Raw genomic sequence first — 23,269 nt, forward strand, 5'->3', positions numbered from 1 at the left:
TTGGAAAAGAAGGGAATTATTATGGCTAAAAAATTATTTGGTGTTGATCTTGGTGGTACGACCATCAAGTTTGCAATTTTAACTGAAAATGGTGAGATTCAACAAAAATGGTCAATTCGGACTAACATTTTGGATGAAGGTTCCCACATTGTTCCAGATATTATTGAATCGATTAATCATCACCTAGACCTTTATAAGATGGATAAGGATCAATTTATCGGAATTGGTATGGGAACACCTGGTACGATTAATCGTGAAAAAGGAACGGTTGTCGGTGCCTATAACTTGAACTGGAAGAAGACGCAGCATGTTAAGGATGCTATCGAAAAGGGAACGGGAATGAAGTTTGCCCTCGATAACGATGCCAACGTTGCTGGCCTTGGTGAACGTTGGAAAGGTGCTGGTAATGAAGGTGACGACGTGGCCTTTATCACGCTGGGCACCGGTGTTGGTGGTGGAATTATCTCCAACGGTAAGTTAGTTCACGGCTTGGGTGCCGGTGGTGAAGTCGGCCACATGATCGTAAAGCCAAATGGTTACCTGTGTACCTGTGGTAATCGTGGTTGCCTGGAACAGTATGCTTCCGCGACTGGGGTTGTTCATATTGCCCAGGATAAGGCTGAAGAATATGAGGGTGACAGTCGCTTGAAGGCTATGATTGACAATGGTGACGAGATCACTTCTAAGATTGTCTTTGACCTGGCTAAGGAAAATGACTACTTAGCTAATAAGGTCGTTGACGAAGTTGCCTACTATCTAGGCCTCGCTTGTGCTAACCTCAGTGATGTTTTGAATCCTGAATATGTGGTAATCGGTGGCGGGGTTTCTGCCGCTGGTGATTTCCTGCTTAAGCGGGTTCAGGCTAATTTTGAGAAGTTTGCCTTCCCAACGGTACGAACTTCTACCCAACTAAAACTAGCCGAATTGGGCAATGATGCTGGGGTAATTGGTGCTGCTTCTCTGGCCCGCCAATTTGCTGCTGATAACCAATAATTGAGGCGAATAAGTTATGGTATTAGGTGTTAGTCAAGGCTTGTTAATCTTCAATACAGTTATTATTATCCTGTTGGTTGCCTGGTTCTTAACCTGGATCCTTCAGTATTGGCGTCGTCATCACTATGCTACGGTATTGGACTCTCAAGAATTCCACAACGGGATGCGCAAGGCTCAAGTAATCGATTTACGACAAGAAAAGGAATTTAAGGCTGGTCACATTCTTGGTTCCCGGAACTTACCGTACATTTATTTGCGCCAACAGTATAATGAATTGCGGCCCGATTTGCCGGTGTATATGTATGACCAGGGGATGGCCATTAGTACCCAGGCAGCGGCTTTCTTAGGAAAACACGGTTATCATAAACTGTATATTCTTAAGGGCGGTTACCAAAACTGGGATGGTAAGACTAAGAAATCTAAATATTAAAAAACAAGGGTTGCAAGAAAGTTTTGACTTTCTTGCAACCCTTAATTGTTTATTCTAGAGTTAATCTTTAATTAAAGCTGGTGAGCTGAACGTCCCTTTCGAATAGCTGCCCGCCGATTTTCGTCGAACTTTTCTTCTTGATCTTCAACCGGCTTGATAACTTTCTTATGGAATGCCAGTGCTCCACTAGCAATAGCGGCAATTGTCGTTGCAGCGCCGAATAAGATTCCCTTTGTAAATGATTTCATCGGTAATTCCTCCTTTAGTTATTTGCTTAAGTCTATTATGATTGACTTAGGGTAAATTTACCAGTCTTTAGGTTATAATTTTGAATTAAATTAGAAATTGAGGAAGTAGGGAAAATGGCAAAAGTAGTAGCAATTGTGGGTCCGACTGCGGTTGGCAAAACAGCTCTTTCAATTGAGGTAGCGAAGGCTTTTAAAGGGGAAGTAATTTCGGGAGACTCAATGCAAGTTTATCGTCACCTCGATATTGGTACGGCTAAGGTAACCACGAGGGAGATGGCAGGAGTCCCCCATCACTTGATTAATATTTGTGATGTTAATGAACGTTATTCGGCTGCCACTTTTAAGCGTCAGGCTAGCCAACAAATTAAGCAAATTGCAGGACGACATCATCTGCCACTGATTGTTGGTGGAACGGGGATGTACCTATGGACTCTCACCGCTAATTTAACCTTAGGACGGGATCATTTTGATGAAGAATCGGCGCGGATTCGTCAGCATTGGAATCAGGTAGCTAAGTTGAAAGGCGCGTCCTATGTTCGTGCTCACCTAAGGGCAATTGATCCGGCGGCTGAAAAAGCAATTGAAAAGGGTAATTTACGACGAGTCATTCGGGCCATCGAGGTGGTGGAGAAAACCGGTCAGCTTTTTTCTGACCAGCCTCACCAGAAAAGCAAGAATGATTACCTATTGGTTGGCTTAACTACAGACCGATCTGTTTTGTATGAGCGAATTAACCGGCGCGTTGACCAAATGATGGCTGCCGGTTTATTGGATGAAGCACAATGGCTTTATGACCAGGGGGGAGCCGCCTTGCCTGCTGGTAAAGGAATCGGTTATCATGAATTCTTTCCGTACTTTGCCGGACAAATAGATCTTAAAACGGCGGTAGCCAAAATTAAACGCGACTCTCGGCGTTATGCCAAGCGGCAATTAACCTGGTTCAGAAATAAAATGGATGTCCATTGGTTTGACCTGGTGAGCGGTAAAAATCATCCTGAACAAATCAATGAATTAATCCACAATTGGTTAATTAAATAAAGCCTGTTGGAAAAATTAATTATAATTAAGCAAAAATATGATTATTGATTGACTTGTGTCGGGGTGATTGGTATCCTAAGACACGTATTGAATTTGTGGTTGCCGACTTGGTTAATTAAGAACTACGAACAATTGGTATATGCCAAACTCAATTGTTGGCAATGAGTAATTATTCATTGGTACTTAATAATTTTAAGCACAACTGTTAGTAGCCTTAGTGTAGTAGTTGGTATTTACTGAAAGGGAATGAAATTTATGGCTAAGCGAGAATATACAAAAGATGAAGTTCGTCAAATGGTGAAAGATGAAGATATTCGTTTCTTGCGTGTTATGTTCACCGACTTGCTGGGTAAGATTAAGTGTGTTGACTTGCCAGTAAGTCAACTTGATAAGCTGTTGGATAACAAGATCATGTTTGATGGTTCCTCTATCGATGGCTTTGTACGGATTGAGGAAAGTGATATGTACCTCTACCCAGATATGGCGACCTGGTTAGTCTTTCCATGGGGAGCCGAACATGGAAAGGTTGCTCGGGTAATCTGCAGCGTTCATATGACCGATGGTAAGCCATTCCCTGGTGACCCGCGGAATAATTTGAAGCGGGTTCTTGGTGATATGCAAAAGTTAGGCTTTAAGGACTTTAATATTGGCCCAGAACCAGAATTCTTCCTTTTCAAGTTAGATGAAAATGGCCACCCAACTACTACTGTCAATGATCAAGAAAACTACTTTGACATGGAACCTGCCGACCGTGGTGAAGATTGTCGCCGAGATATCGTTTTAGCCCTAGAAAAGATGGGCTTTGACGTAGAAGCGGCTCACCATGAAGTTGCTCCTGGACAGCATGAAGTTGATTTTAAGTATGCCAATGCCCTTGAAGCCGCCGATAATATTCAGACCTTTAAGTTGGTGGTCAAGACGGTCGCTAAGAAGTATGGATTATACGCGACCTTCATGCCAAAACCGTTATCCGGCATTAACGGTTCTGGCATGCACCTTAATATGTCGCTCTTTACTCAGGATGGTAAGAATGCCTTCTATGACAAAGATGATAAGTACCAGCTTTCCCAGACTGCTTATCACTTCTTAGGTGGGTTAATGAAGCATGCCCGTAGTTTTACCGCAATTTGTGATCCGATCGTTAACTCTTATAAGCGTCTAGTTCCAGGCTACGAAGCACCGGTTTATGTTGCTTGGTCGACTTCTAATCGTTCACCATTGATTCGGATTCCAAGTGATCGGGGGATGGGAACTCGTCTGGAATTACGGTCTGCTGACCCATCCGCTAACCCATACTTAGCGATTGCTAGTGTCTTAGAAGCCGGCCTAGATGGGTTACGTAACGACCTGCCACCGGTTCACAATATTAATGAAAATATCTATACGATGAGCGCTGCGGAACGAAAAGAAAAGGGAATTGTCAACCTGCCTGATACCCTCCACAACGCATTGAAGGACCTGGCAGCGGATGAAGTTATTAAAGGTGCCTTAGGCAAGCATATTTACACGAACTTCATGGAAGCTAAAACCCAAGAATATGATGGCTATCGTCAACATGTTTCGGGTTGGGAACGTAGTAAATATATGAAATACTAATAATTAACTGGATAGTTTAAGTAAAAAGCTGAGACTTGTTTTCAGCTTTTTATTTATGGAAGAATTGACAAATACTAGCTTTCAGATACAATTATACTTGTTGTAATAGCGGCTTTTGGCTGTTAATTAGTTACTAAAGGAGAATCTAGAAATAATGGATAAAAAGGTCAGAGTTCGGTATGCACCAAGTCCAACTGGTTTCTTGCATATTGGAAACGCACAGTCAGCAGAATTTAACTACTTATTTGCACGGCACTTTAATGGGACGATGGTGCTGCGGATTGAAGATACAGACACTAAGCGAAACGTTAAAAACGGTGAAGAGAGCCAGCGGGATAACCTACACTGGTTAGGAATCGATTGGGATGAAGGTCCTGATAAGCCCAACCCGAAGTATGCTCCTTATCGGCAGAGTGAACGCAATGCTAAGGGTATCTACCATAAGTATATCCAAGAATTATTGGACAAGGGCTTAGCCTATAAGGATTATACGACCGAGGAAGAGCTGCAAGAAATGCGGGAGCGGCAACGAGCCAACAAGGAAGCTCCACATTATGACGGTCGTTGGTATGGTAAGAGTGAAGAAGAACAAAAGGCAGCTGAAGCAAAGGGCCTGAAACCAACAATTCGGTTCCATCTTCCCAAAAATCATGACTATGAATGGGATGACATTGCCCGGGGTCACGTTTCCTTCAATTCCGATAACCTTGGCGGTGATTTCATCATTGAAAAATCTGATGGAATGCCAACCTATAATTTTGCCGTGGTTGTCGATGACCACTCGATGGAGATTACCCATGTTCTTCGTGGGGCTGACCACATCTCTAACACGCCAAAGCAGATTGCTATTTATGAAGCACTGGGCTGGGAACACCCAACTTTCTGCCACATTCCATTAATCTTTAACCCTAAGACTGGGAAGAAGCTAAGTAAGCGTGACAAGGATACCTTGCAGTTTATCAGTGAATACAAGCGTCATGGCTACCTGCACGAAGCCATCTTTAACTTTATTGCCTTCTTGGGTTGGTCACCAAAGGGCGAACAGGAAATCTATTCCCCAGAAGAATTGGTCAAGGTTTATGATCCTGACCGGATGTCCAAGGCACCAGCCTACTTTGACCAAAAGAAGTTAGACTGGATGAACGGTCAATACATCAAGAAGATGGACGTTGATGAGTTGACAAAGCGGACCCTGGAGCTGGTTAAAGAAGGGGAAACCGATGAAGCCAAGCGCTTACAGGCGGTCCCTGATGAGACGTTGAAGGAATTGCTGAAGAAGACTATCACCGTTCACCAGCGTGATGTTGAAAAGCTCCTGGAAGTAATGCAATATGCTTGGGATTACTATAATGTTCTGAACAAGCAGTTTGATTATGGTCAGATCTTGACTAAGGATGGTTTCAGCAAAGAAAACATCACGGCAGTTTTACAAGGTTTACGAGCTAAGTTAGCTGCTGGCCGAACCGATTATGCGGCAGCAATTAAAGAGGTTGGTAAAGAGACCAATATCAAGGGTCGTTACCTTTGGTTCCCGTTGAACTTTGCCTTTACCGGTGCTATTTCAGCCCCACAAATTTACCAAATCATGGATATTTATGGTCAAAAGACTAACTTAGCATTGCTGGATCGGATGATCGAAGCTATTAAATAATTAGAATAATCTAGAAGTCAGGTAATTTAACCTGGCTTCTTTTTTGTGACAAAGAAAAAAGCGCAAACAATTTGATTGCTTGCGCTTTTAATATTGGATTGTTTCAAAAAACTTAGTCGCTCAGTTTCTTGGCTTCTTCGTCAAGCTTTGCGAAACCAGAGCCATCAGGCTTCTTGTTTCCACGCTTTTCCATGGCCTTACGAGCCATTTCCTTACGTTCTTGTTTGCTCAGTGCCATATTAACTTCGCCTCTTTTCGAAACGCTCCATATGGGAACAGATATTATACGGCTGTAAAATATCTGTTACATATATTATAATTCAAATTATAAAAAAGACAAGATTGGTCAATTAAAATGTTAAGAAAATCATCAATTAGGTGATTCCTTCTTTAAAATTTCCTAAAAGTTGGCTAAGATTAAACTAGTATTTAAACAAGGAGAAATGTTTATGGCAAGTGAAGAACAATCAAATCAAGCCGTAGATGTTAGTCAAAAAATTAAGGACCGCATTACGACTAAAGTGAAGTACCTGCAAGCCCTGAATCAAGCAATTGATCAACATCAAGATCGTGAGGTTTATCGCCTTTTAGATAATCAGAGGTATGCTAAGGAGATTGAACACCGGGAGGAACAACCCAATGATGAAGGGGTAATGAGTCTGGTAGATGATTTAGCTGATCAGCTTAGTGATTACCTGAGTGTTAACTTAATAAAATATCTGGGGAAAGCTTACCCATTCTTCTACTATGAGAAATACCAAACCGGTCATTACCGAATTTATTTCGGTAATTGGTGGGACCGGCGACGGTTCGGTAAGTTAGATGTCCTAAATGTCCGTTTTTCCTTTGATCAAACCGAATACGATAAACTAGAACAGTCGTTTAAACTAGCTCGTGACAATAAACGGTATAATAGTGATCGGATTGATAAAATTTCCAGTGAAAATGACCACTTGCAAGACCTAATTGATCACCAACGTGAACGTGAGGCTAAAAAGGAGGATGTTCAAGCTCAGCTAAAGGATATTAATTCCCATTCTGGCTTGTTTGAGTCCAGTCGAAATCGTGAGACTAGAGAAGAACTAGTGGAGCAGCTTCAAAAACTGGAAGACCAGGAGGAAGAAGCGCGGACAGCAGCACAAACAATTAAAGAAAATGAACAAGTTGTCTTATCACTTTCCAAGGAAAACACGATTCTGAGTTATGAACAAAAGAGCGTTGTTGATACCTTCGGCAGTTTTGCGGATTTTGAACTTGCTAATCGAAACCTTTATGCTAATTATTTGGCAAGTTTGGATAATCGAAGTGCCGATGGAAAGCAGGTGAGTGAAGATGACAAGTAATAAAATGATTGATTCACCGGCAGCGCGGATTAGTGCCCTGTCTGATTCATTTAAGAACGTTTTAAAACGTGGCCAGCGATATGTTGACCTCCTGGATCAATTAGCCCAGACAGGACAAGCTAAGGACCTATTGGCGGCGGCAACGGCACTGACGACGATGGACTTGCAAAATGCTTTCATTGATTTTCCCCAGCACTACCAAGCAGCTGATTATTATATGTTGTTTATGGGCCGGCTACTAGAGATGCACCAAGTTAAAAGTGTCCGAATCAATGAGAACGGCCAGCACCAATTTGTAGCGGCAATTGACCCTTTAGATGATGCTGAATTTAAATTTGAAGTTAGTGGCAATGGAGAAGCTGCCTTTACAGAGCAGCACCAGGCGCAACCACTTTTCTACCTCAATTTTGCTAAACGGCTTTTTCAGATTAATAATCGGGCTTTGGTTAACTACTTTATCGTTTACGCTTTGAAAAAGCATTCCGACTTAGAACTGCGCGATGCGATTAAACCACTAATTGAGTTTGCCGATGAATTAGCTAACGATCTTAACTTTACCATTAATTTAGGAATTCTTAATACGGCTAATAGTGAACGCTTCAAACTACGTGAGCCGGACTTGCAGTTAACCGTAATTGACCGTCTTTTTGTTCGGACTGCCGAGACCGATTATATGTTAATGAACCTGCCTCAAAACAGCGGTGCGGAATTACTCTTAGACCGAGGAATTAAATTAGATTTATCCTTTGATCCGGATGACTATCACCAGGAATGGGCTTTTCAGGTGAAAGATCCTGGTGAACAGGTTTCCTTCTTTGACCTATTATTGCACTACAACTTGATTCGTCAGTGGTACCTTAATGATCGGGCAGCGTTAGCAGTTCAATCTGCGGAAACAATGGTTACTGAAGATCAAAATTCAGCTGTGACGGCTGATATTGATGAAGAAGATGATGAGGCTTCGGCAACTAAGTCAGCCGCTAGGGATGATGCAACGACGGAAAAGAAAGAAGATTAATCGTGTTAGATATTACAAAAATGCTCCATGCAGTGATCGATTTGGAGTATGATATTGATGATGCTAAGGAGCTGCTAATTGGGCCAACAGCTCGACGGCAAACAATTATCGTATGGTTGGATGTCCAATTAGCTGCTTTTGCTGATGACGCTGCTTGGGCCAAAGTTTTAAGTAAAGCACCAACTAATCAAGCAGGGATGAAAGATCATTACCTGAAATGTGTAGCGTTGATGCTTCTTTACAGTGCTAAACGTCAGTGGACCCAGCTGGTAGTAATGGATGATCCTACTTGGCAACGGATTATCACTGCTGACCAATCAACTAAACTGGCTGATCTTAATAAAGAGTACCTGGCAATTAAACACTTTTTGAGTGGAGCTTATTACAGTCATCGTCAGGAAGACTTTCGCCACGCTTGGCACTTATTACTCAAGATGGGAATTGTTGATTTTAAAATTCAACCAAAGGAGCTGGAAACTGGTTACCTGCAACTAATTAAAGATCTTCATGCGCAATTTGCTGAATAAGTGTTAAAAAATAAGAAACGGGACTTAGTAGAATTTCTGCTAAGCCCCATTTTTCATATAAAAGAAAAAATTATATGTTTCGATTACGGGTGGTGGCACTATGTTTCCCTGATTCTTGGAGATTGGCAACCACATTGCCGATAACCGAACCAACTAAAATTAAGACAATAATTAAGAATGGTAACATAATTAATCACCTCAAATAATAGCTTCTATTTAATACTAATATTACTAATATTAAATTTGCAATACTTTTGTAACATTTAGGGGCTAATCTTAATGATTTGTTAAATAGTTAAGTAAAAAAGGAGACTATGTTCAAAATAAACATAGTCTCCTTTTTGTGTAATGAGACGAGTGGGGATCGAACCCACAACCTTCGGTTTAGAAGACCGATGCTCTATCCAATTGAGCTATCGTCCCAGACAAGATTAAGTATATAATCTGATTGACGGTTATGTCAATGCTAGCCATGAATACTATAAATTTTTTACTAAAATAAATGTACGCATAATTTGACAAAGCGCTTACAAACCAACTATACTTTGAATTGGTAGAAGTATAATAAGAAGGGGGAACTTAGGCTTATAATGAAGGGATGATGATTTATGGCTGTTAATAGAACGGATCCGCGCGTAATTAAAACGAGGAATAGTTTACGTAAGGCTCTTGTTTATCTGATGCGTCGTGAAAAGATTGAAAATATTAGCGTGCAAAAGATTACCGAAACTGCCAACATCACCCGTGGAACTTTCTATCTTCATTATCGTGACAAACAAGATTTTATTAGGTCCGCAATGAAAGATATTTTAGATAATTTCTTTAGTCGGGTAATGATGGATAGTGAAAATTATGGCTTATCAAAAGAGCGGACGGTGCAGGTAATTTCTCTGCAAAGGGCATTTCAGTATATTGAGAGTAATGCCGATATTTTTGATGTTCTTTTGAATAATGAAAATAGTACTGGCTTTTATGACCAATTCTACAATCGTTTATCCAATTATTTAACCGATTATGGTAACGTTGTTAATGATAATCAGAAACGGCTCATGGTTCCTTTGAATTTGCAGATTTCCTTTGTTATTTCAGCTTTTCTTGGTTTAGTTAGTCACTGGTTAGCAGATGGTATGATTTATACTTCACGCTACATGACGCGAAGTGCTGAGAAGATGTTTGAAACAATTAACGGTAAGGGAGTTCCTTTGGTTGGCTTTTTTAATGGCGAGAAAGAGTCAGTCTTGGAAAAAATTTAATCCCGATAGCGTTAGCGGCGGCTATTAATAATAGCTACCGTTTTTTCTTGTTTTTTAGTTGACGTCGATCATAAAATTTGCTATTATACAAACGTTGTATTTGTGAACCAACAACTACAACCGCACGTTATCAAGTTGAAAGCTTTTGCTGCTTGATTCGGCGAGTCTTAGATATTAAGGAGGTGCACAAGATGTACGCAATTATTGTTACTGGCGGCAAGCAATACAAGGTTGAAGAAAAGAAGTCAATCTTCGTTGAAAAGCTTGATGCCAAAAAGGGTGATAAGGTTACTTTTGACAAGGTAGTATTAGTAAGTGGTGACGATACTAAGATCGGTACGCCATACGTGGACGGTGCTACTGTAGAAGGAACCGTTGAAAAGCAAGGTAAGGAAAAGAAGGTTGTTACCTTCAAGTACAAGCCAAAGAAGCACACTCACACTAAGCAGGGTCACCGTCAACCATACACTAAAGTTACGATTGATAAGATTAATGCTTAATGCGGAGGTGAAGTTATGATTCACGCAAGCTTTCATTGCGATACGAATCAGCAAATCACCGCTTTTAAGTTAACCGGCCACGCCGATTCTGGCCCCTATGGTCAAGATATTGTTTGTGCGGCGGTTTCAGCGTTATCGATCTCCACTGTTAACGGTTTGAAAGAGCTTGTACATGTTCAGCCGCTTGTGAAGAGTGATAACGCTAATGGTGGCTATCTAGAGGTCACTAGTCTAGGGACTGACCATGATAGTCAGCTTTTACTTAAGACTCTTCAAAATGGCTTGTTAGACATTCAGAAGAGTTATCCTCATAACATTGAAGTTAAAATGTTAAAATAGTTCATTCTCGGAGGTGAACAACTATGATTATGGATTTGCAATTCTTCTCTCACCACAAGGGGGGCGGTTCCACTGCCAACGGTCGGAACTCAGCTGGTCGTCGTCTTGGTACCAAGGCTGCTGATGGTTCTATCGTAACCGCTGGTTCAATTATTTACCGTCAACGTGGTACACATATTCACCCAGGTGAAAATGTTGGCCGTGGTGGTGATGATACCCTTTATGCTAAGGTTGCTGGCGTAGTTAAGTTTGAACGTATGGGCCGTGACAACCGAAAGGTATCTGTATACCCAGTTGCCGAATAAGTATTAAGAAGCACTGCTATTTCAGCGGTGCTTTTTATTTTGCATTAGTTTTCAAGAGTATACTTATAAAAATGTGGACGGAGGAACCCAAAATGACGCGTATTGAACGTTTACAAAAGCGACTGCCTAAACTTTATATTGACGCTTTAGTAGTTACAAATCCACAGAATATTTATTATTTGACCGGCTTTAATTTGATGGCTGGTGATGGCTACCTCTTGGTGACAGCCAACAATGCTATTATCGTTTCAGATGATCGCTACCAGTTAGCCTTGGCAGAATTCGATAATGACGAGGTGGTAGCAACGATAAGCCGTGATTATTATGGGGCACTTAATCGAATTTGTCGTGCTCTAAAGGTTACCGTGCTTGGCTATGAAGACACAATTTCCTATCGACTCTACGACGTACTAGACGAGGTAATGGAAGCGGATATTGTTCCCTTTAACAACCTAATTGAGAAGATGCGAATGATCAAGGACAGTGATGAACTGGCTCGCCTTCAGCAGGCAACCGACCTAGCTAGTCGAGGTTATCATTATATTTTATCTCGGATTCACCCCGGAATTACGGAACGCCAGGTAGCCAATCAATTGGATTTTTGGATGAAAGAACATGGAGCTAGCCGAGCTTCTTTTCCTACGATTGTTGCTAGTGGAGTTAATTCCGCTAAGCCTCATGCGACGGCTAGTGACAAACCAATCATGGATGGCGATGTAGTTACACTCGATTTTGGTTACTTTGTTAATGGTTATACCGCTGACATGACCCGGACATTTGGGGTCGGTTCAATCGATCCAGAATTGCGTGACATCTATAAGATTGTTAATACGGCTCGGCAACAGGTTATTAACCAGGTTAAAGTTGGTGTTCATGGTGACGCCTTAGACGCTGTTGGTCGACAGTTAATCGCGACGGCCGGTTATGATGATGAGTTTAACCATGGAATGGGTCATGGAATTGGTTTGAGTGTGCATGAACTACCGGCTAGTTATGGCCCGGCAACCAGTGATGTTAAGCTCTACAATAATGAAGTGATTACTGTTGAGCCTGGGATCTACGTACCTGAACTTGGCGGTGTCCGAATTGAGGATGACGTGGTAGTTACTCACGGTGGGCCACAAGTATTGACTACGGCACCGACCGATTTATTGATTGTGGAGGATTAAAATGGATCAGTTGGCAAGACTTTATCACCAAATTGACGTACGAGGACAACGGGCAATCCAAAGGAGAAATGAGCAGGTTGATCCTTACTTGACGGGGAGGTATCCTGATAATCGTCGGGGCCTAACACTTTTGATTCATTTACCAGCCCATATTAGTCGAAATATCAATTTTGGTCTTCTCCGTTTTAAAATGTTGGAGCCGGAAATGTATTTTTACCCATCGACGGACATGCATATTACGGTAATGGACCTTATTGGTGCAAGAACAGGACTAACGTGGTCAGCGGAACAACTTCGGCTTTATTGTACGGTGATTCGGCGTCTTGCCTGCCGGACAGCCCCAATTAACTGGAAATTAGCTGGCTTGATTGCTAGCCCTGGTGCATTGCTAGTTAAGGGGACCTACTCGGCTAATTTGACAACATTACGTCAGCAATTGCGTCAGGCTCTGCCGGCGGCTGGTTTACCACTTCAGGAACGTTACCAAACGATTGCGGGTCACGTCACGGTAGCTCGTTTTTCTCAGCCACTTCGGCATCGACAAAAGTTTTTACAGTTGTTGAAAGCTAATTCAAACCTATTTTTTGGTACCTTTACCGTTGATCAACTGGATCTGGTAATTCACGATTGGTATAATCATTATGCACGCGTGATCGACTCATTCCAGTTAGCCGGTGAACATTGATTTTTAGGGCAGTTTAGTGCAAAATAGAATAAGTAATCATAATTAGGGTGCAGCCCTAATTGCGAAGAGAAGTGGAGGACTAACAATGGCAGAAGATTCAAAGATTATCCTCAATAATGATGATCAAACACTGGGAACGATTCAAATTGCCCCACGAGTATTAGAAATAATTGCTGGGATTGCCGCTAGTGAAGTTGATGGTGTTTCCAAAATGTATGGTTCATTTGCCAACAGTGTTAGCGAGTTGCTCGGTCGTTCTGACTTTCGGCGTGGCGTTAAAATCGTTAATAATGATGATAATTTAACCATTGATGTGGATGTTTATATTGAATATGGTACTTCTGTGCCCAAAACTGCCGAATTGATTCAAAAGCGAATCAAGCAACAGGTTGCTTTAATGACTAGTCTCAAGGTGACTGAGGTTAACGTCCATGTTAAGGGGATAGTTGCTGAAACGCCTAACCAATCTGTAGATCCTAATGATATTTTTGGTGAGAAAAATGATAAGAAAGCGGAGGCAAAGAAATGAGCTTAAATCGACATCAGATTCGTGAAGAGGCTTTTCAAGCCTTATTTGCATTGCAGACTAATCCTGACACGGACTTGACGACCATTTACCAATCAATTCCTCACCATGATCGAAAGGAAATTCCGTCATACTTGCAAACTTTGGTAAAGGGAGTCACTAAGCACCAGGAAGAACTTGATCAAGAGATTAGTTCTCTTCTGGCGACTGGTTGGACGATTGAGCGAATTGCTAAACCAGACTTGGTGATCCTTCGTTTAGGTTTGTATGAGATCCAGTATGTAGATGATGTTCCAGCCGCGGTAGCCATTAACGAGGCTTTGGAATTAACTAAAACCTTTAGTAATGATAAGTCACGGCGTTTCATTAATGGTGCGCTTGGTAAGTTTGAACAGGAACAGGCTTAATAAATATATAGCGCTGGTTTCATCTGAAGAATGGTGAAATCGGCGCTTTATTTATTAGGATAGTTCCGTCAGGTAATTAGGAACATGGTAAAATAAATTTTAGTATTTAACTTTAGATTTAGAGGAGGACTTGCAATGACGAATATCATTGATGGTCGGCAGCTAGCTAAGAAACTTAACCTGCAGACGAAACGACGGGTTGAATGTCTGGCAAAAAGGAAAATTCAACCGGGAATTGCCTTAATCTTGGTTGGTGATGATCCTGCTAGTCTGATTTATACTCGTAATAAGCACCGTCGAACGACCAAGTTAGGAATTCATTCTGTTTTAAAACGTTTCCCAGCAACGGTTGATCAAGCAACGGTAATGGCAACAATTAAGCAATACAATCATGATGAATCAATTGATGCCATTATTGTTCAGGAGCCTCTGCCGTCTCACCTAGATGGTCAAGCAATTACCAATGCTATTCGTCCAGATAAGGATGTTGACGGTCTGCATCCCCTAAATCTAGGAAAACTGTATGGTAATCAGACGGGACACTATCCGATTGCTTGCACGCCGCGTGGGATTATGACGATGCTTGACCATTATCGAGTTAATCCAGCAGGAATGAATGCTGTGATTGTTGGTCGCAGTATTTTAGTTGGTAAACCCTTGGCAGCTCTCTTAACCAATGCTGATGCGACCGTCTCCGTAGCAAATCGCTATACGAAAAACTTACCTGCTTTGACCCGGCAGGCGGATTTGCTAGTTGTGGCAGCGGGCTCACCACACTTGATTAAAAAGTCGGCCGTCAAACCGGGTGCCGTGGTAATTGATGTTGGTATTAACCGGTTGCCATCTGGTAAGCTTACTGGGGATGTGGATTTTGATAATGTGAAGGATATTGCTAAGCTAATCACCCCGGTTCCCGGTGGTGTTGGCCAGATGACCATTGCTACCTTAATGCAGCAGACGGTGGACCTCGCGGAGTGGCGACACAATGGATAGGAGTAAATATTTAACGGTCAGTCAACTGACCAAGTACCTGAAGTTAAAATTTGATCGTGATCCATACCTTCAAACTGTTTACCTGACGGGAGAATTGTCTAACTTTCGTCTTCGTCAACGTCACCAATATTTTAGTTTGAAGGATGATCATGCTGTAATTGATGCGGTGATGTTTGAAAATAAGTTTCGTCAGGTTAAGTTTCGCCCTGAGGAAGGGATGAAGCTTTTGGTGGTTGGCCATGTTGGCTTATATGAGCGCAGTGGTCGCTACCAAATCTACATTGATAAAATGGAGCCTGACGGTGTGGGGTCCCTTTACGTCGCCTTTGAGCAACTCAAAAAGAAATTACAGCAAGAGGGCCTCTTTGATCTTCCTAAGAAACCCTTGCCACAGTTTCCTAAACGAATTGCCGTGGTAACCAGTCTTGATGGAGCGGTTATCCGTGATATCAATACCACCGTTCGCCGCCGTTACCCAATTGCTCAGGTTGTTCTCTACCCGACGGTAGTTCAGGGCGACAAAGCGGCGGCTGATATTGCCCGCCAAATTAAACGGGCAAATGAGCGGGGAGATTTTGATACCCTTATTATTGGTCGTGGTGGTGGTTCAATTGAAGACCTGTGGCCGTTTAATGAAGAAGTGGTAGCGAGGGCCATTGCCGCCAGCAAGATTCCGGTAATCTCCTCAGTGGGTCATGAAACTGATACGACGATTGCTGATTTGGTAGCTGACCGGCGAGCGGCAACGCCAACGGCTGCTGCAGAATTGGCGACACCAGTTCTAACCGATACCCTGTTGGCCATTCAAGATTGTCGGCAGCGTTTGGCGACGGCAATGCGCAATCGAATCGAATTTGCCAAAAAAGAATTGGCCAAACAGACACAGAGTTATATTTTCCAACAACCACAACGGCTATACGAGAATTATACTCAGAAAGTAGACCAATTAACTCAGCAACTTTCGCAACTGCAACAACAATTATTCCTTCGCTTGCAAAATCAAGTCCAGGGTGTCACGGGACAGTTGCTGGCTCATTCACCGGCACACCAGCTTGCTCAGGATCGTCAACTGGTCCAGCAGTTAAACAAGCAATTGCGGATTAATGTGATTAATAATTATCATCACCAACAAGAGCAGTTTCAGAGTTTAGTTCATCAATTGGATTCACTGAGTCCATTGAAGATTATGAGTCGTGGTTATACTTACGTGACCAGGAAAGAGCGGGTTGTTAGTCACGCTAAGCAATTGACGGTGGGACAAGAGGTTCACCTTCATTTTGCCGATGGTCAAGCAGCAGCAGAGATTACGAAAATCAAGGAGAATAAATAATGGCAACAAAGGAACCAAGTTTTGAAGAACAACTTAACCAACTTCAACAGATTGTTAATCAACTTGAGCAGGGTAACATTCCTTTAGAGGAAGCCTTACAACAGTTTCAGACTGGTATTAGGCTTTCTAAGTCCCTACAAAATAAGTTAACCAGCGCTGAAAAGACGCTTGGTCATTTAATTGATGATGATGGTAACGAAAAAGTATATGAAAAAGGTAATGATGACCCAAGCAACAACGGTGGCGGTAACCGGGGCTTCGGTAGCAGTGATGAAGTAAAGGGGTAATTAATCATGGTTGATTCGATTCCTGAATTGAAAAAGAAAATTGATGATTATTTAGCCGCTCATTTGAAGACAGATGTTGATCAGCCGACTCTTTACGCGGCAATGAATTATTCATTAATGGCGGGCGGCAAGCGGTTGCGACCAGCTCTAACCTTAGCCACGGTTGAGATGCTGGGGGGCACTATCAATGACGACGTGATGCATGCCGCCACTGCTCTCGAGCTACTTCATACTTATTCATTAATCCATGATGACTTGCCAGCAATGGATAATGATGACCTGCGAAGAGGAAAACCGACCAACCATATCAAATTTGGGGCTGGAATGGCTACCCTCGCTGGTGATGGCCTCTTAACCCTGGCCTTCCAGTGGGTCAGTGATAACCAACTTCCGCCGGCTATTCGGGCAGAACTAACCCTAGCCTTAGCCCAGGCAGCTGGACCTGCAGGAATGGTTGCCGGTCAAGCCCGGGATATCGAAGGAGAACACCAAGAGTTGACTCTTCCACAGTTACGGTATCTTCATCGTCAAAAGACGGGTGCCCTATTGCGGTATGCAGTACTAGCAGGTGGCATTATCACTAATCAGTCACGGCCAGTTAAGGCAGCACTAGCCGACTTTGGTGCACAGTTTGGTCTAGCCTTTCAGATTTATGATGACTTGATGGATGTTGTTGGTACTACCGCCCAAATGGGTAAACGAGTTCATAAGGATGCGGGAGAACACAAGAATACCTATCCTGGCTTACTAGGGGTAGCTGGTGCTAAAGAACAGCTCCACAAGGCCTTAGCATCAGCTCGCCAGGTCCAGCAACGCTTAACCAAGCTAACTGGCAAATCAGCTAGCGGCTATAACCAATTTTTAGCGTACTTTAAACTATAAAGGAATTAGCAATGAAAAAAGAACGAGTAGATGTTTTATTAGTAAAGCAGGGATTGTTTGATTCTCGTGAACAGGCCAAGCGATCGGTAATGGCTGGTGAAATTCTAGGTAAGAATAACGAACGGTTGGACAAACCGGGACAAAAGATACCAGTTACCACCACCTTGCATATGAAAGGGCATAAGATGCCTTACGTCAGCCGCGGAGGTCTTAAATTAGCCAAGGCGTTGAAAGCGTTTAATATTAGTGTAAAAGGTAAGACGGTATTGGATATCGGCTCTTCAACAGGCGGCTTTACTGACGTCATGCTTCAGAATGGTGCTAAGTTAAGCTATGCCCTTGATGTGGGAACGAATCAATTGGTTTGGCAATTACGCGAGGACCCACGAGTTGTTGTAATGGAACAGACTAACTTTCGTTACAGTAAGCTGGCCGATTTTACCCATGGTCAACCCGAGTTTGCTTCAATTGATGTTTCTTTTATTTCGCTTCGTTTGATTTTGCCACCGTTAGCACAAATCTTACCGTTGGGTGGTGAAGTAGTTGCCCTGATCAAGCCTCAATTTGAAGCAGGGAGAGATCACGTTGGTAAGCATGGCATTGTTCGTAGTCATGCGGTCCACCGGGCTGTTTTACAGACGGTTCTGCAATTCGCTAATGAAGACCATTTTGATGTTTTGGGATTAGATTATTCACCAATCAAGGGTGGTCAGGGCAACATTGAATTCCTGGTTCACCTGAAGCTGGTGGATGGCCCTGGTAAAACGGCCCCAACAATTGATGTTGATCGGGTCTTGGCAGCTGCTGACCAAGATTTGAATAAGAAGAAAAAGTAGGGATGAGTAATGAAGAAGGCAGAGCGTCAGCAAAAGATTAAAGAGATTATTACTAGTGAAAGTATTGAACGTCAAGATGATCTGGTAAAGCACCTTAATAGAATGGGGTTGCATGTGACCCAGGCGACCATTTCACGTGATATTAAAGAAATGCAACTGGTGAAGGTCCCAGCAGAAGATGGTGGTTACCGGTATGCTTTACCAGCTTATCATCATCAAAGTGATGAGACGCAATTGGTAGATGTCTTGCGGGATGGTTTATTGCAATTGAAACAGGATGACCGCTTTGTCGCACTAACGGTTCATCCAGGAAATGGTCCGGTGGTGGCTTTGCTGTTGCGTCGGCTTAACTATCCAACCATTTTTACGACCATTGGGGATGATGCCAATGTATTAATTATTTGTGTCTCGGCTTTAGCTGCAACAGAACTTTGTCAGAAATTAAAGAAATTAGCAAATCAGTAAGGTAAGGTGAGTTTGTGCTTCAGGAATTAACAATCGATAATTTAGCGATTATTAAGCACCTGACTCTGGAGTTTGCCGACCAAATGACTGTTTTGACCGGTGAAACCGGGGCCGGGAAGTCCATTATTATCGATGCTGTGGGCTTGTTGGCTGGTAGTCGTGGTTCGCAGGAATATATTCGTCGTGGTGAAGATAAGCTCCATTTACAGGGACAGTTTGCAATTCCTACTGATCCCGCCCTTGACCACTTGCTAGATACAATGGGAATTGAACATAATGATGGTACATTGATCATTTCGCGGGAAATCTACCGTAGTGGTCGTAATACGATTCGTGTTAACGGTGAATTGATTAACACGACGATGCTGCGCAAGATCGGCAACCACTTGGTGGATATCCAGGGGCAAAATGAGCACCAACGATTAATGCAGCCGGAAACACATTTGGGGATGCTGGATCAGTTTGCTGCTACGGCGGTTCAGCCCCTCTTGGCTAAGTATCAAGCTCATTATCGTGATTATGTTAAATTAAAGACGGCCGTTGAACAAAAACAGGCAAACGAACAGCAATGGGCGCAGCGGCTTGATATGTTGCGTTACCAGGTCAAAGAGATTGCGGATGCTAACCTTAAGCCTGATGAAGAGGATGCACTGACGAGCGAACGGGAACGGTTAGCCCATTATCAGCAGATTAATAATGCTCTGCAGCAAGCGGTAACAACTTTTAATGACGGTGAAGCACCGGTTCTTGACCAAATTGCCACAGTAATGGATGCTATTAATAATATTGCCGATTTTGATGACGATTACGATCAGCTTAGTAAGTCACTTAATGATGCTTACTATGCATTGCAGGACGTTGCAAATGAAGCTGGTCGGCAGCTTGATATGCTGGAATTTGATGATGATCGTTTAAATGCTATTGACCAGCGGCTCACGGTTATTGGCGATCTGGAACATAAGTATGGAGATACGGTTAATGATGTTTTGGCCTACTATACTAAGATTAAACAAGAATTAAATTCGATGGAAGAAGCTGCTGATGATAGTAATGACCTTGAAGCGCGGCTTAAGAAATCCACTGCTGTTTTACGCAAACTTGGTAAACAACTTAGTCAGGCCCGACAGCATGCTGCTCATGAATTAGCTAAACGGGTTCACCAGCAGCTTCAAGAATTGTATATGGCCAAGGCTGACTTTGAGGTTCACTTTGCTAATCATGCCACAGATCAATTTACCTCTACGGGAATCGATGATGTAGAATTCTATATCCGAACTAATCCGGGTGAAAATATGGGTCCCCTAGCCAAAATTGCTTCTGGTGGGGAACTCTCCCGGGTCATGTTGGCCTTAAAGACGATTTTTGCCCAAAATGAGGGCGTGACCAGCATTATTTTTGATGAGGTTGATACCGGAGTCAGTGGTCGGGTTGCTCAGGCAATTGCTGATAAGATTAAGGTAATCGCGGCCCATTCACAGGTACTATGTATCACTCACCTTCCTCAGGTAGCAGCAGTTGCACAACACCACTTTTTGATTAAGAAGACGGTTCGTGATAACCGGACCACCACCAGGGTGACAGTTTTAACGGTTCCTCAGCGGGTTAATGAATTAGCCCGGATGTTATCAGGAGAAAAGATTACCCGATTGACTAAGGAACATGCCCAGGAACTATTAGAGATGGCTCATCCCGGTACTAAAAAGGATTAGATAATAGAAAAATGACGGTTGAGAAAATTGATTCTCTCAGCCGTCATTTTTAAGATTTGGTCAGCACGTTATAGACCATTAAAGGTTGGCAATGTAATTGATTTGATTAAAATTAACTATGTAAGTAGTGTTTTGATTAGTGATTAGAAAACGGTATTTATCTAATTGTTTAACTCGTCCGTAGACGTTAACCGGATAACCCGCAGCGGTTTTAGGGATAAGTTGAAAGAAAACTAACCAGTGCTCTTTAATGGCCCGGTCGAGGAACAGACGACGCTGTTTAACCGGTTGTTGGTGAAACAGTTGTACTTGTGTTAAAGAATTATTCTCCCTAAATAATTGGCGTAGCGTGCCCTTGATTAGGCGTGGAGCTCGTTTTAAGATAGTAGGTCGGTTATTATATTGTTGCATCGTGCTAACGCCTCCGAACATTTGTTTGCGTCTATAGTATACGAACATCTGTTCAGAATTGCAAGGCTAGGTAATGCAAATTAGTGGATTCTGCTACAGAAGGTTGATTTATCAAGCCTTTTAGTGCATTATATTAACTAATACGTTAATTTTTGATGAGGGAGCAATATAGATGGCAAATCGTGGTATGTTGATTGTCCTTTCCGGTCCGTCTGGTGTTGGTAAAGGGACCGTTCGGAAGGCAATTTTTGATTCCAAAGATAATGATTTTCAGTATTCAGTTTCAATGACGACTCGTCAGCCCCGACCTGGTGAAGTCAATGGGGTTGATTATTACTTTGTAACTAAGAAGCAGTTTGAGCATGAAATTCAAACTGGTGGGATGCTGGAATACGCGAAGTATGTTGACAATTATTATGGTACCCCATTAAAATATGTTAATGAAACGTTGAATTCTGGAAAGGATGTTTTCCTAGAAATTGAGGTTAACGGTGCAATGCAGGTTCGTTCAAAGGTTCCGGATGGAGTTTTCATTTTCTTGACGCCACCGGATTTGGATGAATTAAAGCACCGATTGATCAACCGGGGGACTGACAGCATGGATGTCATTAATAAGCGGATCCACAAGGCCGTTGGTGAAATTCAAATGATGCAAAACTACGACTATGCAGTTGTAAATGATGAAGTTCCGCGGGCAGTTGAAAAAATTAAGGACATTATTCGGACAGAACGACTGCGGGTTCCTCGAGTAATGCCGCGGTATCTTGAAATGTTAGGAGATTCACACAAATGATTCTTTATCCATCAGTTGACGAATTGTTGAAGCGGATTGACTCTCGTTACTCATTAGTGATGTTAGCAAGTAAACGTGCTCATGAACTGGATACGGGTTCAGCACCACTGCTTGATCACTATCGCTCCAGTAAGTCCGTTGGTAAGGCCTTAGAGGAAATTTTAGCTGGTAAGGTTACAATTGACCCTAACCATACCGAAGACCTGCAAGATTAATAATTGGTCGATAAAATGTAGAGGAGGATTGTCCTTGGTTGTAAAGCCGAGTTCAATCCTCTTTTTCTTTGCAAGTTAATGATATAATTAGTGAAGCTGAAATTAGGTGGGGTGATGTAATGGCAAAAATAACGATCTATATTTCAGGCAGTATTGCGGCTTACAAGGGGATTGAAGTCGTCCGGGGACTGCAAAAGAGAGGTCATCAGGTCCGAGTGGTGATGACCTCTGCGGCTACTAAATTGGTTGGTCCGGCAACTTTGGCGGCGCTAACCAAGCACCCGGTTTTGACTGATTTATGGGCGGTTTCTGACCAACCAATTCCTCACATTGAATGGGCGGACTGGACGGAACTAGCTGTAGTTGTCCCAGCCTCAGCTGATATCATTGCAAAGATGGCCAATGGTATTGCCGACGATGCCGCTTCAACGACTCTCCTGGCTACCAGTGCACCTAAAATTGTCGTTCCGGCGATGAATAGCCATATGTGGGGAGCTCCGGCGACTCGGCGGAATGTAGAACAATTAAAAGCGGATGGTGTGACGGTAATCGATCCGGCAACTGGTCGTTTAGCCGAGGGCTATTCTGGTAAGGGACGGTTACCGGCGCCAGAAGTAATTGTGAATAAAGTCCAGCAATATTTAGCTCAGGATCAGTTGCTTGCTGGTAAGCAATTAGTTGTAACAGCCGGTGGGACTCGTGAACCACTCGATCCGGTTCGTTACATTGGCAATCGCTCGTCTGGTAAGATGGGGATAGCGATTGCGTATGCAGCTGCGGCTATGGGAGCACGGGTTACTTTAATCGCCGGTCAAGTAAGTGTTGATCTTCCCAACTCAGCCAATATTATGGTGGTACGTGCGCTGACAACGACTGAAATGTTAAAGGCCGTTCAAAAAAGCTTTTCAAATGCTGATGCCTTGATAATGGCGGCCGCGGTCGCTGACTACCGTCCTGTAAAAGTTGCCAAACAGAAAATCAAAAAGCGGGCTGGTCAACCTCGATGGACCTTGCAATTGACGGAAACGGTCGACATTTTAAAAGCTGTTGCCCAAACTAAGCGGACTGATCAGATAGTGGTTGGCTTTGCGGCTGAAACCCAGCACTTGCTAGCGAATGCCCAACAGAAATTAACCCATAAACACGTGGATTTAATCGTGGCTAATAATGTCGCTGGTCAAGATAGTGCCTTTGGTGCTGACCAAGACCAGGTAACAATCTTGCAGACAAATAGGAAGCCAGTTGTCTGGCCTAAGATGAGTAAAACTGCGGTGGCTCAACGATTAGTGAAGTTAATTGCAGAAATGATGAAGTGAGGTG

The 23,269-nt window shown here is 42.8% G+C and carries 29 protein-coding genes, 1 tRNA gene and 1 other annotated feature; of the genes, 26 read left to right on the forward strand and 4 right to left on the reverse strand.

Annotated features, from left to right (window positions below):
• Window positions 1-21 precede the first annotated feature (21 nt).
• Both ACEYV4_RS00335 and ACEYV4_RS00340 read left to right on the forward strand, forming a co-directional pair.
• The gene (locus ACEYV4_RS00335) at window positions 22-993 is read left to right on the forward strand and encodes an ROK family glucokinase (RefSeq protein WP_373841472.1); all 972 of its coding nucleotides are present in this window, start codon (window positions 22-24) and stop codon (window positions 991-993) included.
• Window positions 994-1,009: 16 nt separating this feature from the next.
• Window positions 1,010-1,423, forward strand: a complete 414-nt coding sequence (locus ACEYV4_RS00340) for a rhodanese-like domain-containing protein (protein WP_373841473.1) — start codon at window positions 1,010-1,012, stop codon at window positions 1,421-1,423.
• Window positions 1,424-1,494: 71 nt separating this feature from the next.
• On the opposite strand, the gene ACEYV4_RS00345 is transcribed toward ACEYV4_RS00340, so the two are convergent.
• Window positions 1,495-1,671, reverse strand: coding sequence for a DUF3042 family protein (locus ACEYV4_RS00345; protein WP_373841474.1), 177 nt, complete (start codon window positions 1,669-1,671; stop codon window positions 1,495-1,497).
• Window positions 1,672-1,785: 114 nt separating this feature from the next.
• Here ACEYV4_RS00345 and miaA point away from each other — a divergent pair, with 114 nt between their 5' ends.
• The 3 genes from miaA to gltX all read left to right on the forward strand — a co-directional run bounded on the left by miaA (window position 1,786) and on the right by gltX (window position 5,956).
• Entirely contained in the window at window positions 1,786-2,709 is a 924-nt protein-coding gene (gene miaA / locus ACEYV4_RS00350; protein WP_373841475.1) for a tRNA (adenosine(37)-N6)-dimethylallyltransferase MiaA, read from the forward strand.
• A 255-nt stretch (window positions 2,710-2,964) separates the two neighbouring features.
• Entirely contained in the window at window positions 2,965-4,305 is a 1,341-nt protein-coding gene (glnA, locus tag ACEYV4_RS00355) for a type I glutamate--ammonia ligase (protein WP_373841476.1), read from the forward strand.
• 154 nt (window positions 4,306-4,459) lie between these two features.
• Complete coding sequence (gene gltX / locus ACEYV4_RS00360; protein WP_373841477.1) at window positions 4,460-5,956, forward strand: glutamate--tRNA ligase; 1,497 nt, start codon at window positions 4,460-4,462, stop codon at window positions 5,954-5,956.
• Window positions 5,957-6,068: 112 nt separating this feature from the next.
• On the opposite strand, the gene ACEYV4_RS00365 is transcribed toward gltX, so the two are convergent.
• Complete coding sequence (locus tag ACEYV4_RS00365) at window positions 6,069-6,194, reverse strand: hypothetical protein (RefSeq protein WP_263851276.1); 126 nt, start codon at window positions 6,192-6,194, stop codon at window positions 6,069-6,071.
• A gap of 211 nt (window positions 6,195-6,405) precedes the next feature.
• On the opposite strand from ACEYV4_RS00365, the gene ACEYV4_RS00370 reads away from it, so the two are divergent.
• The 3 genes from ACEYV4_RS00370 to ACEYV4_RS00380 are packed head-to-tail and all read left to right on the forward strand — an operon-like array spanning window position 6,406 to window position 8,844.
• Entirely contained in the window at window positions 6,406-7,299 is an 894-nt protein-coding gene (locus ACEYV4_RS00370; protein ID WP_373841478.1) for an exonuclease SbcC, read from the forward strand.
• Window positions 7,289-8,317, forward strand: a complete 1,029-nt coding sequence (locus ACEYV4_RS00375; RefSeq protein WP_373841479.1) for a hypothetical protein — start codon at window positions 7,289-7,291, stop codon at window positions 8,315-8,317. The genes ACEYV4_RS00370 and ACEYV4_RS00375 overlap by 11 nt, the downstream gene beginning before the upstream one ends.
• A 2-nt stretch (window positions 8,318-8,319) precedes the next feature.
• The gene (locus ACEYV4_RS00380; RefSeq protein WP_373841480.1) at window positions 8,320-8,844 is read left to right on the forward strand and encodes a hypothetical protein; all 525 of its coding nucleotides are present in this window, start codon (window positions 8,320-8,322) and stop codon (window positions 8,842-8,844) included.
• Between the two features lie 349 nt (window positions 8,845-9,193).
• Here the strand turns inward: ACEYV4_RS00380 and ACEYV4_RS00385 are convergent.
• Window positions 9,194-9,267 (reverse strand) — tRNA-Arg (locus tag ACEYV4_RS00385).
• Window positions 9,268-9,452: 185 nt separating this feature from the next.
• On the opposite strand from ACEYV4_RS00385, the gene ACEYV4_RS00390 reads away from it, so the two are divergent.
• The 15 genes from ACEYV4_RS00390 to recN all read left to right on the forward strand — a co-directional run bounded on the left by ACEYV4_RS00390 (window position 9,453) and on the right by recN (window position 20,530).
• Window positions 9,453-10,097, forward strand: coding sequence for a TetR/AcrR family transcriptional regulator C-terminal domain-containing protein (locus ACEYV4_RS00390; protein WP_373841481.1), 645 nt, complete (start codon window positions 9,453-9,455; stop codon window positions 10,095-10,097).
• Between the two features lie 108 nt (window positions 10,098-10,205).
• Window positions 10,206-10,275: a sequence feature (ribosomal protein L21 leader region), on the forward strand.
• Window positions 10,276-10,288: 13 nt separating this feature from the next.
• Window positions 10,289-10,597, forward strand: a complete 309-nt coding sequence (rplU, locus tag ACEYV4_RS00395) for a 50S ribosomal protein L21 (protein WP_373841482.1) — start codon at window positions 10,289-10,291, stop codon at window positions 10,595-10,597.
• Window positions 10,598-10,612: 15 nt separating this feature from the next.
• Complete coding sequence (locus ACEYV4_RS00400; protein WP_373841483.1) at window positions 10,613-10,936, forward strand: ribosomal-processing cysteine protease Prp; 324 nt, start codon at window positions 10,613-10,615, stop codon at window positions 10,934-10,936.
• Between the two features lie 23 nt (window positions 10,937-10,959).
• Window positions 10,960-11,241, forward strand: a complete 282-nt coding sequence (rpmA, locus tag ACEYV4_RS00405; RefSeq protein ID WP_373841484.1) for a 50S ribosomal protein L27 — start codon at window positions 10,960-10,962, stop codon at window positions 11,239-11,241.
• A 92-nt stretch (window positions 11,242-11,333) separates the two neighbouring features.
• Window positions 11,334-12,410 carry a M24 family metallopeptidase gene (locus tag ACEYV4_RS00410; RefSeq protein WP_373841485.1) on the forward strand — a complete coding sequence of 359 codons (1,077 nt, stop codon included), beginning with the start codon at window positions 11,334-11,336 and terminating at the stop codon, window positions 12,408-12,410.
• 1 nt (window position 12,411) lies between these two features.
• The gene (locus tag ACEYV4_RS00415) at window positions 12,412-13,095 is read left to right on the forward strand and encodes a 2'-5' RNA ligase family protein (RefSeq protein WP_373841486.1); all 684 of its coding nucleotides are present in this window, start codon (window positions 12,412-12,414) and stop codon (window positions 13,093-13,095) included.
• A gap of 85 nt (window positions 13,096-13,180) precedes the next feature.
• Entirely contained in the window at window positions 13,181-13,624 is a 444-nt protein-coding gene (locus ACEYV4_RS00420; protein ID WP_373841487.1) for an Asp23/Gls24 family envelope stress response protein, read from the forward strand.
• Window positions 13,621-14,028 carry a transcription antitermination factor NusB gene (nusB, locus tag ACEYV4_RS00425; RefSeq protein ID WP_373841488.1) on the forward strand — a complete coding sequence of 136 codons (408 nt, stop codon included), beginning with the start codon at window positions 13,621-13,623 and terminating at the stop codon, window positions 14,026-14,028. Before ACEYV4_RS00420 ends, nusB begins: the two co-directional genes overlap by 4 nt.
• 135 nt (window positions 14,029-14,163) lie before the next feature.
• Window positions 14,164-15,021, forward strand: a complete 858-nt coding sequence (locus ACEYV4_RS00430; protein WP_373841489.1) for a bifunctional 5,10-methylenetetrahydrofolate dehydrogenase/5,10-methenyltetrahydrofolate cyclohydrolase — start codon at window positions 14,164-14,166, stop codon at window positions 15,019-15,021.
• Window positions 15,014-16,351: an exodeoxyribonuclease VII large subunit gene (xseA, locus tag ACEYV4_RS00435; protein WP_373841490.1), complete on the forward strand. Its 1,338-nt coding sequence runs from the start codon at window positions 15,014-15,016 to the stop codon at window positions 16,349-16,351. Before ACEYV4_RS00430 ends, xseA begins: the two co-directional genes overlap by 8 nt.
• Window positions 16,351-16,638, forward strand: a complete 288-nt coding sequence (locus ACEYV4_RS00440) for an exodeoxyribonuclease VII small subunit (protein WP_373841491.1) — start codon at window positions 16,351-16,353, stop codon at window positions 16,636-16,638. The genes xseA and ACEYV4_RS00440 overlap by 1 nt, the downstream gene beginning before the upstream one ends.
• Window positions 16,639-16,644: 6 nt before the next feature.
• The gene (locus ACEYV4_RS00445; protein ID WP_373841492.1) at window positions 16,645-17,520 is read left to right on the forward strand and encodes a polyprenyl synthetase family protein; all 876 of its coding nucleotides are present in this window, start codon (window positions 16,645-16,647) and stop codon (window positions 17,518-17,520) included.
• 11 nt (window positions 17,521-17,531) lie between these two features.
• Entirely contained in the window at window positions 17,532-18,356 is an 825-nt protein-coding gene (locus ACEYV4_RS00450) for a TlyA family RNA methyltransferase (protein ID WP_373841493.1), read from the forward strand.
• Window positions 18,357-18,365: 9 nt separating this feature from the next.
• On the forward strand, window positions 18,366-18,821 hold the full coding sequence (locus tag ACEYV4_RS00455) for an arginine repressor (RefSeq protein WP_373841494.1): 456 nt from the start codon (window positions 18,366-18,368) through the stop codon (window positions 18,819-18,821).
• Between the two features lie 14 nt (window positions 18,822-18,835).
• Window positions 18,836-20,530, forward strand: a complete 1,695-nt coding sequence (gene recN, locus ACEYV4_RS00460) for a DNA repair protein RecN (RefSeq protein WP_373841495.1) — start codon at window positions 18,836-18,838, stop codon at window positions 20,528-20,530.
• A 78-nt stretch (window positions 20,531-20,608) separates the two neighbouring features.
• Here recN and ACEYV4_RS00465 read toward each other — a convergent pair whose 3' ends face one another.
• A complete protein-coding gene (locus tag ACEYV4_RS00465) occupies window positions 20,609-20,941 on the reverse strand; it encodes a hypothetical protein (protein WP_373841496.1) in 333 nt (110 codons plus the stop codon).
• Window positions 20,942-21,113: 172 nt separating this feature from the next.
• On the opposite strand from ACEYV4_RS00465, the gene gmk reads away from it, so the two are divergent.
• From gmk to coaBC, 3 genes are all read left to right on the forward strand, one after another.
• Entirely contained in the window at window positions 21,114-21,734 is a 621-nt protein-coding gene (gmk, locus tag ACEYV4_RS00470) for a guanylate kinase (protein ID WP_373841497.1), read from the forward strand.
• Window positions 21,731-21,949: a DNA-directed RNA polymerase subunit omega gene (rpoZ, locus tag ACEYV4_RS00475; RefSeq protein WP_373841498.1), complete on the forward strand. Its 219-nt coding sequence runs from the start codon at window positions 21,731-21,733 to the stop codon at window positions 21,947-21,949. The genes gmk and rpoZ overlap by 4 nt, the downstream gene beginning before the upstream one ends.
• Before the next feature lie 119 nt (window positions 21,950-22,068).
• Window positions 22,069-23,265: a bifunctional phosphopantothenoylcysteine decarboxylase/phosphopantothenate--cysteine ligase CoaBC gene (gene coaBC, locus ACEYV4_RS00480; RefSeq protein WP_373841499.1), complete on the forward strand. Its 1,197-nt coding sequence runs from the start codon at window positions 22,069-22,071 to the stop codon at window positions 23,263-23,265.
• Window positions 23,266-23,269 lie beyond the last annotated feature (4 nt).

The sequence above is a fragment of the Limosilactobacillus sp. genome (assembly GCF_041859915.1).
Lineage (GTDB): Bacteria > Bacillota > Bacilli > Lactobacillales > Lactobacillaceae > Limosilactobacillus.

Coding starts and splice junctions, on each gene's coding strand:
- ACEYV4_RS00335 (WP_373841472.1), top strand. CDS start 22: ATGGCTAAAAAATTATTTGGTGTTGATCTTGGTGGTACGACCATCAAG.
- ACEYV4_RS00340 (WP_373841473.1), top strand. CDS start 1,010: ATGGTATTAGGTGTTAGTCAAGGCTTGTTAATCTTCAATACAGTTATT.
- ACEYV4_RS00345 (WP_373841474.1), bottom strand. CDS start 1,671: ATGAAATCATTTACAAAGGGAATCTTATTCGGCGCTGCAACGACAATT.
- miaA (WP_373841475.1), top strand. CDS start 1,786: ATGGCAAAAGTAGTAGCAATTGTGGGTCCGACTGCGGTTGGCAAAACA.
- glnA (WP_373841476.1), top strand. CDS start 2,965: ATGGCTAAGCGAGAATATACAAAAGATGAAGTTCGTCAAATGGTGAAA.
- gltX (WP_373841477.1), top strand. CDS start 4,460: ATGGATAAAAAGGTCAGAGTTCGGTATGCACCAAGTCCAACTGGTTTC.
- ACEYV4_RS00365 (WP_263851276.1), bottom strand. CDS start 6,194: ATGGCACTGAGCAAACAAGAACGTAAGGAAATGGCTCGTAAGGCCATG.
- ACEYV4_RS00370 (WP_373841478.1), top strand. CDS start 6,406: ATGGCAAGTGAAGAACAATCAAATCAAGCCGTAGATGTTAGTCAAAAA.
- ACEYV4_RS00375 (WP_373841479.1), top strand. CDS start 7,289: ATGACAAGTAATAAAATGATTGATTCACCGGCAGCGCGGATTAGTGCC.
- ACEYV4_RS00390 (WP_373841481.1), top strand. CDS start 9,453: ATGGCTGTTAATAGAACGGATCCGCGCGTAATTAAAACGAGGAATAGT.
- rplU (WP_373841482.1), top strand. CDS start 10,289: ATGTACGCAATTATTGTTACTGGCGGCAAGCAATACAAGGTTGAAGAA.
- ACEYV4_RS00400 (WP_373841483.1), top strand. CDS start 10,613: ATGATTCACGCAAGCTTTCATTGCGATACGAATCAGCAAATCACCGCT.
- rpmA (WP_373841484.1), top strand. CDS start 10,960: ATGATTATGGATTTGCAATTCTTCTCTCACCACAAGGGGGGCGGTTCC.
- ACEYV4_RS00410 (WP_373841485.1), top strand. CDS start 11,334: ATGACGCGTATTGAACGTTTACAAAAGCGACTGCCTAAACTTTATATT.
- ACEYV4_RS00415 (WP_373841486.1), top strand. CDS start 12,412: ATGGATCAGTTGGCAAGACTTTATCACCAAATTGACGTACGAGGACAA.
- ACEYV4_RS00420 (WP_373841487.1), top strand. CDS start 13,181: ATGGCAGAAGATTCAAAGATTATCCTCAATAATGATGATCAAACACTG.
- nusB (WP_373841488.1), top strand. CDS start 13,621: ATGAGCTTAAATCGACATCAGATTCGTGAAGAGGCTTTTCAAGCCTTA.
- ACEYV4_RS00430 (WP_373841489.1), top strand. CDS start 14,164: ATGACGAATATCATTGATGGTCGGCAGCTAGCTAAGAAACTTAACCTG.
- xseA (WP_373841490.1), top strand. CDS start 15,014: ATGGATAGGAGTAAATATTTAACGGTCAGTCAACTGACCAAGTACCTG.
- ACEYV4_RS00440 (WP_373841491.1), top strand. CDS start 16,351: ATGGCAACAAAGGAACCAAGTTTTGAAGAACAACTTAACCAACTTCAA.
- ACEYV4_RS00445 (WP_373841492.1), top strand. CDS start 16,645: ATGGTTGATTCGATTCCTGAATTGAAAAAGAAAATTGATGATTATTTA.
- ACEYV4_RS00450 (WP_373841493.1), top strand. CDS start 17,532: ATGAAAAAAGAACGAGTAGATGTTTTATTAGTAAAGCAGGGATTGTTT.
- ACEYV4_RS00455 (WP_373841494.1), top strand. CDS start 18,366: ATGAAGAAGGCAGAGCGTCAGCAAAAGATTAAAGAGATTATTACTAGT.
- ACEYV4_RS00465 (WP_373841496.1), bottom strand. CDS start 20,941: ATGCAACAATATAATAACCGACCTACTATCTTAAAACGAGCTCCACGC.
- gmk (WP_373841497.1), top strand. CDS start 21,114: ATGGCAAATCGTGGTATGTTGATTGTCCTTTCCGGTCCGTCTGGTGTT.
- rpoZ (WP_373841498.1), top strand. CDS start 21,731: ATGATTCTTTATCCATCAGTTGACGAATTGTTGAAGCGGATTGACTCT.
- coaBC (WP_373841499.1), top strand. CDS start 22,069: ATGGCAAAAATAACGATCTATATTTCAGGCAGTATTGCGGCTTACAAG.